General features: G+C 66.3%; 11 protein-coding genes. 6 read left to right on the top strand and 5 right to left on the bottom strand.

The window, feature by feature from the left end; all coding sequences use genetic code 11:
- Positions 1–72: 72 nt before the first annotated feature.
- The 3 genes from QW845_RS08245 to QW845_RS08235 form a co-directional block, all read right to left on the bottom strand.
- Positions 73–921 carry a transglutaminase family protein gene (locus tag QW845_RS08245; protein ID WP_315801101.1) on the bottom strand — a complete coding sequence of 283 codons (849 nt, stop codon included), beginning with the start codon at positions 919–921 and terminating at the stop codon, positions 73–75.
- Between the two features lie 163 nt (positions 922–1,084).
- A complete protein-coding gene (locus tag QW845_RS08240; protein ID WP_315801100.1) occupies positions 1,085–2,029 on the bottom strand; it encodes an alpha-E domain-containing protein in 945 nt (314 codons plus the stop codon).
- An 89-nt stretch (positions 2,030–2,118) separates the two neighbouring features.
- Positions 2,119–3,537, bottom strand: coding sequence for a circularly permuted type 2 ATP-grasp protein (locus QW845_RS08235; RefSeq protein ID WP_315801099.1), 1,419 nt, complete (start codon positions 3,535–3,537; stop codon positions 2,119–2,121).
- Between the two features lie 228 nt (positions 3,538–3,765).
- Between QW845_RS08235 and QW845_RS08230 the strand changes: the two genes are divergently transcribed.
- From QW845_RS08230 to QW845_RS08220, 3 genes are all read left to right on the top strand, one after another.
- Positions 3,766–4,503, top strand: a complete 738-nt coding sequence (locus tag QW845_RS08230; protein WP_315759531.1) for a competence/damage-inducible protein A — start codon at positions 3,766–3,768, stop codon at positions 4,501–4,503.
- A 38-nt stretch (positions 4,504–4,541) separates the two neighbouring features.
- Positions 4,542–5,063, top strand: a complete 522-nt coding sequence (gpt, locus tag QW845_RS08225) for a xanthine phosphoribosyltransferase (protein ID WP_315714724.1) — start codon at positions 4,542–4,544, stop codon at positions 5,061–5,063.
- A gap of 102 nt (positions 5,064–5,165) precedes the next feature.
- Positions 5,166–5,783 carry a hypothetical protein gene (locus tag QW845_RS08220; RefSeq protein WP_315801098.1) on the top strand — a complete coding sequence of 206 codons (618 nt, stop codon included), beginning with the start codon at positions 5,166–5,168 and terminating at the stop codon, positions 5,781–5,783.
- A 51-nt stretch (positions 5,784–5,834) separates the two neighbouring features.
- Here QW845_RS08220 and QW845_RS08215 read toward each other — a convergent pair whose 3' ends face one another.
- Together QW845_RS08215 and QW845_RS08210 are read right to left on the bottom strand one after the other, a co-directional pair.
- Positions 5,835–9,044, bottom strand: a complete 3,210-nt coding sequence (locus tag QW845_RS08215; RefSeq protein ID WP_315801097.1) for an autotransporter domain-containing protein — start codon at positions 9,042–9,044, stop codon at positions 5,835–5,837.
- Between the two features lie 502 nt (positions 9,045–9,546).
- A complete protein-coding gene (locus tag QW845_RS08210; protein ID WP_315801378.1) occupies positions 9,547–10,569 on the bottom strand; it encodes a methionine synthase in 1,023 nt (340 codons plus the stop codon).
- A 137-nt stretch (positions 10,570–10,706) separates the two neighbouring features.
- Here QW845_RS08210 and QW845_RS08205 point away from each other — a divergent pair, with 137 nt between their 5' ends.
- The 3 genes from QW845_RS08205 (at position 10,707) to QW845_RS08195 (ending at position 13,131) form a co-directional block, all read left to right on the top strand.
- Entirely contained in the window at positions 10,707–11,414 is a 708-nt protein-coding gene (locus QW845_RS08205; protein ID WP_315801096.1) for a glutathione binding-like protein, read from the top strand.
- Between the two features lie 131 nt (positions 11,415–11,545).
- Positions 11,546–12,154, top strand: coding sequence for a 2-hydroxychromene-2-carboxylate isomerase (locus QW845_RS08200; protein ID WP_315801095.1), 609 nt, complete (start codon positions 11,546–11,548; stop codon positions 12,152–12,154).
- Entirely contained in the window at positions 12,154–13,131 is a 978-nt protein-coding gene (locus QW845_RS08195) for an NADPH:quinone oxidoreductase family protein (protein ID WP_315801094.1), read from the top strand. The genes QW845_RS08200 and QW845_RS08195 overlap by 1 nt, the downstream gene beginning before the upstream one ends.
- Positions 13,132–13,258 lie beyond the last annotated feature (127 nt).

Here is a 13,258-nt window from a genome sequence, read left to right as displayed (position 1 = left end):
GCGCTTTCTCGGAGAACCCGCATGTCGCTTCGCTCATGCGGGCTACGGGGCTACGGGCGCGCGTTCCGGAATTCAGGACTGGCGCTGCGACTGCGATTGCGACTGGCCGCCGCGGCCGACCTGCTCGACCTTCACCTTGACGGTGAGCGTCTCGGTGCCGCCGCCATAGCGGGTGCCGCGCACCGGCGCCGCGCCGAGATAATCGAGCCCGATCGCGACCCGGACATGGGCGTCGGTGGTGCAGATGCAGTTGGCGGCGTCGAAGCCGACCCAGCCCAGATCCGGCACATAGGCTTCCGCCCAGGCATGGCCGGCCTCCTGGTGCACCGCACCATCGGAGCGCAGGAAGTGGCCGGACACGAAACGCGCGGGGATGCCGGCGGCGCGCGCGCAGGCAATGAAGATGTGCGCATAGTCCTGGCAGACACCGCGCTTCAGCCCGAAGGCTTCCGCCGCCGAGGTGCCGCTGTGGGTCGGATCCTCGTCGAAGGTCATGTGCTCGTAGACCTGCGTCATCAGCGTGTGCAGAAGACCGAGCACGTCGCTCTCGGACTCCGCGCGCAGATCGCGCACGACTGCGGCCATGGCAGCATTGGCGGCCGTAAGCGGCGTCTGCCGGAGGAAGAAGCTGGGCGGGAAGCGCTCGTCCGCTCCCTTCAGCACGCCGCCGGTGTCGTGGGTCTCGACCAGACCCTCGGCCGTGATTGTGAGATCCTCGAGCGCGCCGTGCGTGATCACATGGGTGACGTTGCCGAATGCGTCCTCATGCATGTCGAGGCGGGAATCGGTCGACACGTCGATCTGCCACTCCGCCACATATTGGCCGTCATTGCTGCCGGGCGTCATGCGGATGATCTGGATGACGCCGGTCGCCGCCGGCTCGTAGCGGTAGGTGGTGGAATGGGAGATACGCAGGCGCATGGCGGTCGACCAGTCTTCGTCAGATGTGCTGTCCGCGGTAGCTCGTTTCACCTCTCCCTGAAAGGGGGGAGGAGGATCCCTCGGGCGGAGGGCAGGGCGCCGGGTGCCGGACGTGGTCTCGCAGACACAGTCCAGCGGGCCGCGATCGCTGTCTCCACTGCGCTCAGATCAGGTACTGCTTGGTGATGATCTCTCCGAGCCGCGAATTGTCGGCGATGAACTCCTGGATGAACTCGTGCACGCCATGCTGGAAGATGTCGTCCATGTTGGAGTGGTCGAGCCGGTTGCGGACGCCGCGGGCATGGCGCTGCGCCGCCCCCTGGCGGCCATAGGCGACGCCGATCTGGTCGAGATTGCGGACGAGGTTGCCGTAGCAGCTCGCCAGCGAGCGCGGCAGCGTGTCGTTGAGGATCAGGAGGTCCGCGATCAGCCAGGGCTTCAGCGTCTCGCGATAGACCCAGTGATAGGCCGTGAGCGCCGACACCGAGCGCAGGATCGAGGTCCACTGATAGTAGTCCAGCGGGCCGCCGACATGCTCCTCCTCGGGCAGCAGCACGTGATATTTGACGTCGAGGATGCGGGCGGTGTTGTCGGCGCGCTCGAGATGCAGGCCGAGCCGCGAGAACCAGTAGGCGTCGTTGCGCAGCATGGTCCGGTAGGCCGAGCCGTCGAAGCGCAGAGAGGTCTCCTGCACGAAGCGCAGGAAGCGCGCCAGCTCCTCGCGCGTCTTGGCGCCCTTGCTCCAGACTTCCTGCAGCTCGATCCAGGATCCGTTGAGGGTGTCCCACATCTCCGACGTCAACGCGGTTCGCACCGAGCGGGCGTTGAGACGGGCGGCCTCGATGCAGTTCTTGATCGAGGACGGGTTCGACTGGTTGAACGAGAGATATTCGACGACGTTCTGCTCGTTGGCCTCGGAGTAGTGCTCGTAGAAGCTGACATTGACGCCGGCGGTCATCAGCGCCGATTCCCATTCATTGGTCTTGCCGATATAGGCCGCGGGAAGCGCCGTGACGCGCAGGGTGGCGTCGATGGTGCGAGCAAGGTACTCGGCGCGCTCGACGTAGCGGGCCAGCCAGTACAGGTTTTCGGCGGTGCGCGACAGCATGGGCAATCTATGAGGTGCGATGTGAACCCGCCCCAACCACGGGGAAGGCATGCACGGGAACGAAGTGCGTGAAGCGAGAGCGGCGAGGCTTACTCATCCAGCACCCATGTGTCCTTGGTGCCGCCGCCCTGGCTGGAATTCACCACCAGCGATCCCTCCTTCAGCGCCACGCGGGTGAGGCCGCCGGGCACGATGGTGGTGCGGTCGCGTCCCGTCAGCACGAACGGCCTGAGATCGACATGGCGTGGCGCCAGGCCGGACGCGACGCAGGTCGGGCAGGTCGACAGCGCGAGTGTCGGCTGGGCGATAAAACCCTCCGGCTCGCGCTTCAGCTTGTCGCGGAACGCCTCGATGGTCGCCTTGGTGGCGGCCGGGCCGATCAGCATGCCGTAGCCGCCGGAGCCGTGCACCTCCTTGACGACGAGCTCGCCGAGATGGTCGAGCACGTAGGACAGGTCGGCTGGCTCGCGGCAGCGCCAGGTCTGCACGTTCTTCAGGATCGGCTCCTCGCCGAGATAGAACTTCACGACGTCGGGCATGTAGGAGTAGATCGCCTTGTCGTCGGCGATGCCGGTGCCGACGGCGTTGGCGAGCGTGACATTGCCGGCAACATAGGCCGACATCAGCCCGGGCACGCCGAGCGCCGAATCCGGTCGGAAGGTGAGGGGATCGAGGAAGTCGTCGTCGACGCGGCGGTAGATCACATCGACCCGCTTCAGCCCCTCGGTGGTGCGCATGAACACCTCGTCGTTCTTGACGATGAGGTCGCGGCCCTCGACCAGCTCGATCCCGAGCTTGTCGGCCAGGAACGAGTGCTCGTAATAGGCGGAGTTGTAGATGCCGGGCGTCATCAGTGCGACGGTCGGCTCGGCCGAGGCGCTGAGCGGCGCCACCGAGCGCAAGCACGACAGCAATTCGTCCGGGTAGCGCTCGACCGGCGCGACGCGGTGGCGCGCGAACAGGTCCGGAAACAGCCGCATCATGATCTCGCGGTTTTCCAGCATGTAGGACACGCCCGACGGCGTGCGCGCATTGTCCTCGAGCACGATGAAGTCGTTGGCGTCGACGCGGACGATGTCGATGCCGGCGATGTGGACATAGACGTCGTGCGGCACGTCCTGGCCGTTCATCTCCGGGCGGAAGACCGGGTTCTGGAAGATCAGGTCATCCGGCACCACGTTGGCGCGGAGGATGTCGCGGCCGTGATAGATGTCGCGCAGGAACATGTTCAGCGCCTTGACGCGCTGCTTCAGCCCCTTCTCCAGCAGGATCCATTCCTTGCCGGAGAGGATGCGCGGGATCACGTCGAACGGGATCAGCCGCTCCTGCGCCTCCGCCTCGCCATAGACCGCGAAGGTGATGCCGATTCGCCGGAACAGCAGCTCCGCCTCGTGGCGGCGATACTCCAGCGCCTCCGGCGGCGTTTCCTTCAGCCACCGCGACAGCTCCTGATAAGCCTGACGGACGTCGCCGCCCGGCTCGTTCATTTCGTCGAACGCAACTGCCATAGATGCCCGTGTGTCCCAGCCTCGCCATACACTGCATGACTCCTTGGGATGGTAGCAAGGGGCGGGCCAGCGCGATATGCATTCTCCGGCGGCATTTCGTGGGGGTTGCGAAAGCCGTGCCCGAAAAACCGGCTGCGTGGTGCTCAAATCCGCGGCATAGACTGCGACGTTCCGGATGACATTGGCGCCGTGGCGGGCCAAAAGAGACGCGAGATGCGAGGAGAAACCATGAGCGAGATCGTCACCGCGGGGTTGCTGGTCATCGGCGACGAGATCCTGTCCGGCCGGACCAAGGACAAGAACATCGGCTTCATCGCCGAATACCTCACCAATCTGGGCATCGACCTCAAGGAGGTTCGGGTGGTCTCCGACGACGAGCCGGACATCATCGCCGCGCTCGATGCGCTGCGGCATCGCTACACCTATGTGTTCACCACCGGGGGCATCGGACCGACCCATGACGACATCACCGCGGATGCGATCGCGAAGGCGTTCGGCGTCGGCATCGACCACCATCCCGAGGTCGTGGCGCGCTTCCGCGAGCGCTGGAGCGAGCAGGAGCTCAACGAGGCGCGGCTGCGCATGGCGCGCATCCCCGACGGCGCCGAGCTGATCCAGAGCGCCACCATCCTGGCGCCCGGCTTCAAGCTCGGCAACGTCATCGTCATGGCCGGCGTGCCGTCGATCATGCAGGCGATGATGGACATCGTCGCGCCGAAGCTGAAATCGGGCGTGCGCATGCTGTCGGAGACCGTGCGCGCCAATGCCCGCGAGGGCGACATCGGCGGCCCCCTGCGCGAGATCGCCAAGGCGCATCCGGACACCATCATCGGCAGCTATCCCTTCATCGACGAGGACCAGAAGCCGAACACGCATCTGGTGGTGCGCTCGCGCGACCAGGACAAGCTGTCGGCCGCGATGGCGGCCGTGAAGGAGATGCTCGCCGGGCTCAACGTGACGCGCTAAAGCAGGTGCAGCTTTCGAGAACTCACGGACGAGATGAGATGCCAGACAAGACTTTGAGTGCAGAGGAGCGCGCGGGCCGGGCCTTCCCGGTGTCCTGGGACCAGTTTCACAGGGATTGCCGGGCGCTGACCTGGCGGCTGAACGAGATCGGGCCGTTCCATGCCGTGGTGGCCATCACCCGCGGCGGACTGGTGCCGGCGGCGATCGTGGCGCGCGAGCTTGGCGTGCGTGTCATCGATACGATCTGCATCGCGAGCTATGACCACACCAAGCAGGGCGAGCTGCAGGTCCTGAAGGGCATCTCGGCTGACACGGCGCAACTCGGCGGCGGCACCGGCAAGGGGCTCCTGATCGTCGACGATCTCGTCGACACCGGCAAGACCGGGCGCATGGTCCGCGAGATCCTCCCCGACGCCCATTTCGCCACCGTCTATGCCAAGCCGAAGGGCCGACCGCTGGTCGACACCTTTATCACCGAGGTGTCGCAGGACACCTGGATATTCTTCCCCTGGGACACCGCGCTGTCGTTCGCACCGCCGCTGCGTGACGGGGCGGCATGACAGAGCGAATGGCGAGTAGGGAGTAGCGAATAGGGATTCGGGTGGGCGGGCCGTTCGCTATTCCCTACGCCCCATTCGCTATTCGCCAGCCGAAGGCTCGCCATGCCGCTGCAGAACCGTGTTACCCCGACCGGCGACATCGTCGCCACGCCGCATCGCGGCCTGTTCACCGGCAATCGCGGCATCATCCATGATCCCGCGACGAAGACGCTGCTGAACCGGCGCTGGTCGAGTCCCGCCTGGCTGGTCTGCCTGTGCGAGTTTCGCGGCAAGCGTCGCAAGGTCATGGCAACGCAGAGCTGGACCGAACTGTTCTTCCTCGACGAGGCGACCGCGCTCGCCGCCGGTCATCGCCCCTGCTTCTACTGCCGCCGCGACGACGCCAAGAGGTTTCGTGCGGCGTGGGAGGAGGGCAACGGCGTCGGGGCTCTGCGCATCTCCGAGATTGATCGCGTGCTCCATCGCGAGCGCCTCGATCGCGGTCGCAAGCGCCTGCATCCGCTATCGACGCCGCTCGCCGCCTTGCCTGACGGGGCCATGGTGCAGGCAGGCGAGGAGAGCTTTCTGATCCGAGAAGGCAGGGCGCTGCCCTGGTCGGCGGCGGGCTATGACGCGCCACGCGCAGGGATCACCGACGCGTTGCTGCTGACCCCGCCCTCGACGCTGCGCGCGATCAAGGCGGGCTACGCGCCGGTGCTGCATCCGAGCGCGATGACCTGACCGTCGGGTGATCGAGGCGCCGTACGGATGTGCCGCGCGCAGCTCCGCGCGTCACCACGTGTAGCGCACGATGCCCTTGCCGCCGTAGCTGCGGGTCACATCCGAGAACTCGCCCTCGAAGCTCGCGGCGGCCGACCAGCCATTCCGCCACTTCATTTCAGCGGAGACCGTGGTCAGCGCTGAATTCTGCGCCTGCCGCGCGCCGTTGACGACGAAGGATGCGCCCGGAAGGGTCTGGAACGTGGCCCCGGCCGACCGGCTGGGGTTGAAGTCATAGGCCCAGGCGAAGCGGCTTCGCAGCGTGAACACGCCATCGGCCAACGCATAGGCCTTGTCGGTGCGCAGGCCCAGCTCCGACCGCGTATCGGTGACGTTCTGCGATCCAAAGCGCAGCGCGAACGTGTTGGCGCCGGAGACAGCATTCTCCGCATAGCCCGGCAGGCTGAACGTCGTGAATTGCGCCGCGGCGTAAGGCGTGATCCCGAACCCCATCCAGGGCGCCACGAAGCGATAGCCGCCCTCGACCCGGCCGGCAAAGGTGTTGGCGTCGAAATTCGCCCGGAGCTGGTCGACGCCGGCCACCGTCACGGTGCGGTTGGTGGTGATGTTCTGCCAGCCATACGCCAGTGCTCCCGAGATATAGCCTGCGCCGATATTGTGCCTGACGAAGGCGCCGGCCTGGAACAGGTCGGACCGGCCGCTGCCGCCATTGGCGACGCTGAACGTGGTGCCGCCGCCGGCCATCGAGAACCCGGCGATCGTGGACGGCGAGAAGCGGTAGTCGGCGCCGACGGCCGTGCCGTAGATGTTGCTGGTGGTATTGTTGGACCCGAGCGCGGTGTTGCCATCGGTGGTCTGCGAGCCGCCGAAGCCGGCTGCCCACACGCTCCAGCCCGGCCTGGCCACGGGCGCGGCCGGCGCCTTGGTGTAGATCGCGGCCAGCGCGTCGTTCGGATTGCGCTTGGACGCAAAAGCGAGCGTCTCCTCCGCGTAGCCGATCGCGCCGCTGGGCGCAGAGCCCTGGTCGCCGCGGCCGCCGACGAACGGATCGGTCATGACGCCCATGAACTGCGTCATCGCATTGAACGTCGTCTGCTGCGAGCCGGTCGCGGTCTCGCCCGAGATCTGCGTCAGCCCCGCTGGCGTCAAGCCGGTGAAGACGACGGGAATGCTGCCGTTCGTGTTGAAGTAGTTGCTGAGCGCGTTGCTGACGTTCTGCTGGTTGATGCTCGCCGACGACGTGCCCATCGAGAGGTTGAGGAAGACATCGTTGCTGCCATAGCTCAACGTCGAGGTGAACCCGGCTGGGAGGTTGGTGTTGGTAATGCCGCTGAACGTGCCGCTGACGCCGCCGGTCGCGGTGAGAATGGTGTATTGCTTGGAGATGTAGCTGCCGTTTGCGAAGGTCGCGGTGACGGCGGCGCCCCCGAGCGTCGCAGTGCCGGTGACGGTGGCGAACGACGCCGTGGTCGGATTCACCTGCACCAGGTATTGCGCGCCCGACTGGAACGCGAGGTTGCCGACGACAGCCATGGAGGACGCCGGGGTGCCGTTGCCCGGCGCGAACGAACCTGAGATCGTCGCGTTGGCGCCGGTGACGGTGCCATCTCCGCTCAGCGTGCCGAACGTCTTGTTGAAGCCGTTGAGATCCAGCGTGGCGCCGGACAGCACGCTGAAGACCGTGCTGGCACCGAACGCGCCGGCCGAACCCGCGCGCAGCGTACCTGCGTCGACGTTGGTCGCGCCGGTGTAGGTGTTGGTGCCCGAGAGCAGCAGGATGCCGCCGCCCGCCTTCGCCAGGGTGCCGGCGGAGGCGCCGTCGCCGACGATGCCTTGCAACGTGGTCGTGGTCGCGCTGGCTATGTCGATCGTCGACAGCCCGGCAATCTTGAAGTCGCGGCCGTTGGCGAACGTCGTCGTGCCGGTGACCGCCAATGTGCCGCCGTTGGAAATGATCACGTCGTTGGCGACGTTGCCGAGATTGGCGGTGGCGCCGACCGAGAGCGTGCCGGCGCTGATGTTGACGTTGCCGGTGAACGTATTGGTCGCCGACAGCACCAACGTGCCGATGCCGGTCTTGTTGATCGCCGTGTTGACGCCGCCGGTCGTCAGTCCGGTACCGCCGATGGAGTCGCCGTAGGTCACGGTGCCACCGGACACGCTGATATTGGCCGTCACGCCGCTCAGGAAGATGCCGGCGCCCTGCGCTGCGCCGGCCGCTGCCGAAAACCCGTTGATGGCGCTTGGCCCGATGCCGATGCCGGGGGTACCGGCGGCGCCACCGGTGACGGTGTTGCCCGAAATCGGCGAGTCGAGAATCGTCAGCGTGCCGCCGGTGGCGACATAGATGGCGCCGCCATTGGCGGCGCCGCCATTGCCGCCGGCGCCGCCGTCGGAGCCGGGCCCGGGGCCGCCCGAGCCGCTGGCATTGGTCGCACCGTCGCCGCCGGTGCCGCCGTTGCCGCCATTGGCGTTGCCGCTGCCGCCGGGATTGTTGTTGGTGTAGGTGTTGCTGTTGGTGGTGCCGGAGCCGCCGCCGCCACCGCCGCCGTCGCCGAGCGCGGCGCCCGCGGTGCCGGCCGTGCCTTGCGTGCCGGTATGTCCGCCGGTGCCGCCCGCACCGCCGCCGCCGCTGGCGCCGCCGTTGTTGGCGGCGCCGCCCGCGCCGCCATTGCCGCCGTTCACCGGGTCGGCTGCCGCGTTCTGTGCGCTGCCGCCGTTGCCGCCACTGCCGCCGGTGGCGCTGTTGCTGGTGAAGGTTACCGCGGCGATCGTGACGTTGGCGCCGCTGCCGACCAGCAGGCCGCCGCCGGCGCCGAGACCGCCGCCGCCGCCGCCGCCGGAGCCATAGGCCAGGCCGCCGCTATAATAGCCGTTCTGGCCGTTCTGGCCGTTGCCGCCGATCGCGGCCGTGTTGGTGATCGCCAGGCTGGAGATGTTCACGGTCGGCGCGTTGGCACCGTTGACGACGATGCCCTGAAACGAGGAGGCGCCGTTGATCGTCTGGCCGTTGCCGGTGATGTTCACCGTGACGTTGCTGTTGGCGGCCTGCAGTTGCGCAAGCGAGCTCGACAGCGTGAAGCCGCTGGTGATGTTGATGGTGACGGTCGAGTTGGCGCCGGCGGCCGCGACCGCTGCCACCGCCGTATTCCAGTCGGCCTGGTTGGCGACGTCGATCGCCAGGGCCTGGGTGCTCAACATGGTGCCCGCAAGAAGAACCGAGACGGTCAGCCAGCGCCGCGACTTCGGCGCAGCAAACATCGTTCTCGCAAGGCAAGCCATTGCATTCCCCAATAATGAAGGCGGAGGTCAGATACGAACTGGATTAAGCAGCAAAAAATTCACGCCACACTTGTGGCCAAGAAATGAAATGTTAGGACACATACTGTCAAGCGCAGCAAAGACACACAGCGTCGGGAATGTTGTGCATCTGGTATTTTGCTACCAAGGATAGATTTTTTCCATCCGGCGACCGTGATCGATGATCGCTGCGATCTGCCGCAAAACACAGAGCAGTGCATATGAAAGGCTGACGTGGCCATCGCGGCGGTCGTGCAGGGGCGGCACAGGCGCGGCCGTGCTGTTGCGGCGAATCGCGCGTGGTGAGACCGTGCTCACCTCGGATGCGCTCTTACTTTGATTCCAGGACCGTGTGCGTATCGCCTCCCGGCGCGATCGCGATTGAGCCAGGGCCCCGAGCGCGATGCCTCGGGGGGCGGCGAGCCGTCGACGCCCTTGCCTCGTGTCTGACCTGACCTCTGAGTCAGGCAAACCTTTGCCGCGCCAGCTTTGCGCCGGTGCCGAGCGCCATCAGCTTGGCCTCGGCGATCTCGCGCCGCATCGGCGCCATGCCGCAATTGGTGGTGGCGATGATGTTCTGCTTCGGCACCACCTTCATGACGTCCTCGAGGGTCTTGCAGACGTCCTCGGCGGTCTCGATCGCGTCGCTGGCGACGTCGATGACGCCGGCCTGCACGATCTTGTTCTTGAGCAGGCCGAGCAGCTCGATCGGCACCTTCGAATTGCGGCACTCGACCGCGACCTGCTGGATCGTGCTGGCGTCGATGACCGGGAACGTCTCCTCATACTGCCGCCACTCGCCGCCCAGCGTCTCCTTCCAGTCGGTGTTGGCCTTGATGCCGTAGCCGTAGCAGATGTGCACGGCGGTCGGGCAGGTCAGGCCTTCGGCGGCGCGCTCCAGCGCCTTGATGCCCCAGTCGCGTACCTCGTCCATGTAGACGTTGAAGGCGGGCTCGTCGAACTGGATCATGTCGATGCCGTCGTCGTGTAGCGCCTTGGCCTCCTGGTTCAACAGCTCGGCGAAGGCGAACGCCATCTTGACGCGGTCGCCATAGTAGTTGTCGGCGATGGTGTCGATGATCGTCATCGGTCCGGGCAAGGTGAACTTCACGGCGCGCGTCGTATGCGTGCGCGCGATCCGCGCCTCGTCGCCATGGACGCGGCCCTTCAGCGACAAGGGTGCTACGACCTGCGGCACCATCGCCTTGTAGCGGTCCTTGCGGATGCCCATCTCGACCTTGTGGGCGAAGTCGATGCCTTCGACACGTTCCAGGAATCCGTGCACGAAATGCTGGCGCGACTGCTCGCCCTCGGTGAGAATGTCGATGCCGGAATCCTCCTGCAGCTTCAGCGCCAGGATCGTCGCATCGCGCTTGGCACGCGCCAGCTCCTCGCCCTTCGACTTCCACGGAGCCCACAGCACGTTGGGCTCGGCCAGCCATTCCGGCTTCGGCAGCGAGCCTGCAATGGTCGATGGAAACAGCATGGTCGAACTCTCCAGCATAAAGGCGGTCAGGCTTGAGCGCCTGTCTGCCATGGCTTACCCTTCAGGTACAGAAGAACGAAGCCGCCTCGCGTGTTCCGCAGCGCGGCATAATGGTCCGGGGAAGGAATCGGGGAAGGATGATCGATCTCCATTACGCGCCGACGCCGAACGGCTGGAAGATCTCGATCATGCTCGAGGAACTCGGGCTGCCCTATACCATCATTCCCGTCGACATCCGCGCCGGCGAGCAGTTCAAGCCGGAGTTCCTGGCGATCAGCCCGAACAACCGGATTCCGGCGATCGTCGATCACGCGCCGGCCGATGGCGGCGCGCCGTTCCCGGTGTTCGAGACCGGCGCGATCCTGATCTACCTCGCCGACAAGACCGGCCGTTTCCTGCCGCAGGAGATGCGGGCGCGCTCGCGTGTGATCCAATGGGTGATGTGGCAGATGGCCGGGCTGGGGCCGATGATGGGGCAGCACGGCCATTTCGCGCTGTATGCGGCCGAGAATATCCCTTATGCGATCCAGCGCTATCGTGATGAGGTCATCAGGCTGTTCCATGTGCTCGACGTGCAGCTCGGCAAGACCGGCGCCTATGTCGCCGGCGACGACTACTCGATCGCCGACATCGCCTGCTTTCCGTGGATGATGACGCACAAGGCCCAGGGGTTTACGCTCGACGACTATCCCGGCATCAAGCGCTGGTACGCGGTGTTGCGCGCGCGGCCGAAGCTGCAGGCGGGGCTGGCGATCGGCAAGTTCGTCAAGGAGCCGTTCGACGAGCAGTCGCGTCATGTGATGTTCGGCGCGCGGGCGAAAGAGATGATCGAACGAGGTTCATAAGAAACCCTCATGGTGAGGAGCGCCGCAGGCGCGTCTCGAACCATGAGGCCACGACGCGGGCCTCATCCTTCGAGATGCGCGCAGTGCGCGCTCCTCAGGATGAGGAAAAACAGCCAGAACGGAAATCATCCATGATCGAATTCTTCTTCGACTGCTCCAGCCCCTGGACCTGTCTCGCCTTCCACAACATCCAGCCGCTCGCGCAGGAATTCGACGTCGACATCGTCTGGCGGCCGATCCTGGTCGGCGGCATCTTCAACACCGTCAATCCCAGCGTCTATGCGCAGCGCGAGAAGCCGGTGCCGGCCAAGGCGGCCTACATGCTGAAGGACCTCGGCGATTGGTCCCGCTCGGCCGGGCTCAAGATCAAGATGCCGCCATCGGTGTTCCCTGTGAACAGCGTCAAGGCGATGCGCGGCTGCATCTGGCTCGGCCAGGACATGGTGCCGTTCGCGCGGGCCGTGTTCGAGATCTATTGGGGCGAGGACCAGGACATCTCGCAGGATGCGGTGCTGACCGAGGTGTGCCGGCGCGTCGGCATCGATCCGAAGGCGTTCTTCGATGGGATCGCGCAGCAGGGCATCAAGGACCAGCTGCGCATCAACACCGAGGAGGTCGTCAAGCGCGGCGGCTTCGGCTCGCCGACCATCTTCGTCAATGCCACCGACATGTATTTCGGCAACGACCGGATGCCGCTGATCCGCGAGGCGCTGGCGAGGGCGAAGGGGCGCGCCAGCTGATGGCGCGGGCGATCGTCTGCCGCGAGCTCGGGCCGCCGGAGAAGCTGAAGCTCGAAGACCTTCCGCCACGCCCGCTGGCCGAGGGCGAGGTGCGGGTTAAGATCCGCGCGGCCGGCATCAATTTCCCGGACATCCTGATGGCGGCGGGCGAGTATCAGCTCAAGCCGGAGCTGCCGTTCACGCCCGGCGTGGAGGCGGCCGGCGACGTCATCGCGGTCGGCGCGGCCGCGACCGGCCATGCCGTCGGCGACAAGGTCATCGTCCGGATGCGCTTCGGCGCTTACGCCGAGGAGGCGGTGGTGGCCGGGAGCCAGCTCACGCCGCTGCCGTCGACCTTCGACTATGCTGAAGGCGCGACCTATCTGGCCGGCCACGGCACCGCTCATCACGCGCTGGTCGATCGCGGCCAGCTCAGGCCCGGCGAGACGCTGCTGGTGCATGGCGCCGGCGGTGGCGTCGGCCTTGCCGCCGTCGAGATCGGCAAGCTCCTGGGCGCGACCGTGATCGCGGCGGCGTCGTCGGAGGAGAAACTCGCGGTGGCACGCGCGCGTGGCGCCGATCATCTGGTGCTCTATGCGCGCGAGCCGTTCCGTGATGCCGTCAAGCGCATCACCGATGGCCGCGGCGTCGACGTCGTGTTCGATCCCGTCGGCGGCGAGGTGTTCGAGAACAGCTTGCGCTGCATCGCCTGGGGCGCGCGGCTGCTGGTGATCGGCTTCACCGGCGGCATCGGGCTCGCACGCACCAATCTGATCCTGATGAAGGGCGCCAGCGTGCTCGGCGTCCGTGCCGGCGAGGCGGTGCGGAAGGATCCCGAGCTGGGCCAGCGCCGCATGGCGGCGCTGCTGGAGTTCGCTGAGCAGGGCAAGCTGCGGCCGAACGTCTCCCATCGCGTGCCGTTCGCGGACTACGCCGCGGCGATGCGGCTGTTGATCGATCGCAAGGCGATCGGTCGGGTCGCGCTGGTGATGGACTGAGGCACACAGCGGCGCCAAACCACCGGTGTCGTCCCGGCCTTGAGCCGGGACCCATACCGCGTGATCTCTCTTGTGGCACCCTGAACGTAGTTCTTCGCCAAACAGCGCCCTGTGGTTATGGGTCCCG

The sequence above is a fragment of the Bradyrhizobium sp. SZCCHNS3002 genome (assembly GCF_032377435.1).
Classification (GTDB): Bacteria; Pseudomonadota; Alphaproteobacteria; order Rhizobiales; family Xanthobacteraceae; genus Bradyrhizobium.
Note: the sequence above shows the minus strand (reverse complement) of the source record. Positions and strands in the feature narration are given on the sequence as shown.

Excerpts from the sequence above, each read along its gene's own strand:
- QW845_RS08195 (WP_315801094.1), top strand. The coding sequence starts at position 12,154 with ATGGCGCGGGCGATCGTCTGCCGCGAGCTCGGGCCGCCGGAGAAGCTG.
- gpt (WP_315714724.1), top strand. The coding sequence starts at position 4,542 with ATGCCAGACAAGACTTTGAGTGCAGAGGAGCGCGCGGGCCGGGCCTTC.
- QW845_RS08245 (WP_315801101.1), bottom strand. The coding sequence starts at position 921 with ATGCGCCTGCGTATCTCCCATTCCACCACCTACCGCTACGAGCCGGCG.
- QW845_RS08200 (WP_315801095.1), top strand. The coding sequence starts at position 11,546 with ATGATCGAATTCTTCTTCGACTGCTCCAGCCCCTGGACCTGTCTCGCC.
- QW845_RS08240 (WP_315801100.1), bottom strand. The coding sequence starts at position 2,029 with ATGCTGTCGCGCACCGCCGAAAACCTGTACTGGCTGGCCCGCTACGTC.
- QW845_RS08215 (WP_315801097.1), bottom strand. The coding sequence starts at position 9,044 with ATGTTTGCTGCGCCGAAGTCGCGGCGCTGGCTGACCGTCTCGGTTCTT.
- QW845_RS08235 (WP_315801099.1), bottom strand. The coding sequence starts at position 3,537 with ATGGCAGTTGCGTTCGACGAAATGAACGAGCCGGGCGGCGACGTCCGT.
- QW845_RS08230 (WP_315759531.1), top strand. The coding sequence starts at position 3,766 with ATGAGCGAGATCGTCACCGCGGGGTTGCTGGTCATCGGCGACGAGATC.
- QW845_RS08205 (WP_315801096.1), top strand. The coding sequence starts at position 10,707 with ATGATCGATCTCCATTACGCGCCGACGCCGAACGGCTGGAAGATCTCG.
- QW845_RS08220 (WP_315801098.1), top strand. The coding sequence starts at position 5,166 with ATGCCGCTGCAGAACCGTGTTACCCCGACCGGCGACATCGTCGCCACG.
- QW845_RS08210 (WP_315801378.1), bottom strand. The coding sequence starts at position 10,569 with ATGCTGTTTCCATCGACCATTGCAGGCTCGCTGCCGAAGCCGGAATGG.